This window comes from Pseudarthrobacter sp. NPDC092202 (genome assembly GCF_044755505.1).
GTDB lineage: Bacteria > Actinomycetota > Actinomycetes > Actinomycetales > Micrococcaceae > Arthrobacter.
Map to the genome: position 1 here is coordinate 1 of NZ_JBIVRG010000037.1, position 1,655 is coordinate 1,655.

Here is a 1,655-nt window from a genome sequence, read left to right on the forward strand (position 1 = left end):
CCTCGATCCACCGATGAGCTTGGGTGACAAGCGGGTGCCGTGACGCAGAAATGCCCCTCTGATCAGGAAGAATAGTGATTGTCTAGACCGCTGTTCGACCGATCCGAGAGGCATCTCGTAGGTGCAATTCAAGCATGCTCCCGCTGCGGTGTCAGCGAAGTTCGATGACCCGAATCTTGTGTCGGCCGCAGGGCTGGTCCCGATGCTCCGCCTGGCCCGCACCGCAGGGCTCGATCAGCTCGCGCAGGTCCGGTTGACGGTCCCGTCGGATAAGGGCGCGAACGCGGGCAGCAAGGTGATGGCGCTGGTGGCGGGGATGCTCGCCGGGGCGGACTCGATCGACGACATGAACGTGCTGCGTCATGGCGGGATGGGCAGGTTGTTCGATCGGACGTATGCGCCGTCGACGCTGGGCTCGTTCCTGCGGGAGTTCCGGTTCGGGCACGTCCGCCAGCTCGACGCCGTCGCCTCCCGGACCCTGGTGAACGTCGCGCAATCCGCGCCACTGCTGCAGGTCCGGGATGGTGAGCGGGTGATGGTGGATCTGGACGACACGATCATCGAAGTCCACGGATACCAGAAGCAGGGCGCGTCGTTCGGGTACTCCGGCGTCCGCGGCCTGAACGCCCTGTTCGCCACGGCGTCGACATCGCAGTCGGCGCCGGTGATCGTGGGGCAGCGGCTGCGGCAGGGGAAGACCGGTTCCCCGAAGGGTGCCGCCAGGATTGTCGGCGACGCTCTCGCGACGCTGCGCCGCTTGAACCCCGGAAGCAGTTCCCGGCCGTTGCTGCGGGCGGACTCCGCGTTCTACGGACACGCCACCATCGGCACGGCGATCAAGGCCGGCGCGGACGTATCGGTCACCGTCCGGATGGACCCCGCGGTGAAGGCGGCGATCGCGACGATCCCCGAGGATGCGTGGGAGATGATCGAGTACACCGACTCGATCCGTGACGAGGCCACCGGGCGACTGATCTCCAAAGCAGAAGTCGCCGAAGTGCCCTTCGTCGCGTTCCGGTCCCGGAAGATCGCCGAACGGATCGAAGGGCGTCTGGTGGTGCGGCGGATCCCGGACCTGAACCCGAAGCAGGTCGAGCAGCCGACACTGTTCGACATCTACCGGCACCACGCGTTCTTCACAACCACCGACAAGACAGTGATGGGCACCGTGGTGGCGGACAAGACCCACCGGGCACACGCGATCATCGAGCAAGTCCACGCCGACCTGAAGAGCGGCCCGCTCGCTCACCTGCCCTCCGGGGTGTTCACCGCGAACAGCGCCTGGCTCGTCCTCGCGGTGATCGCGTTCAACCTCACCCGCGCAGCAGGGATCATCGCCGACCACGCCGGCCGGCTCGCCAGAGCGACGACCGCGACGATCCGCCGCACTCTCATCTCCGTGCCCGCGCGGCTGGCGCGGTCCGCGCGCCGGGTCACACTGCACCTGCCCGAGGCCTGGCCCTGGCAGGCCCCGTTCGAGCAGCTCTTCACCGCGACGCACGCACCACCACCGGCCGCGACCAGCTGACCACCGCCGCGCCCGCGGCACGACCAAGGACCAAGTGGACGACCGGGATGCGACGCCCGGAACACACCCCTGCCCGCGGCGCATCATCTCGCACCGGTCACGCCAGGACGGCCAGCCGAAGGCTCAT

The 1,655-nt window shown here is 67.9% G+C and carries 1 protein-coding gene; it reads left to right on the plus strand.

Annotated elements, in window-relative coordinates:
• Positions 1-121: 121 nt before the first annotated feature.
• Positions 122-1,528 (plus strand): IS1380 family transposase, encoded by a 1,407-nt coding sequence (locus ACIQF4_RS21155; RefSeq protein WP_364275826.1) that lies wholly within the window; start codon positions 122-124, stop codon positions 1,526-1,528.
• Positions 1,529-1,655 lie beyond the last annotated feature (127 nt).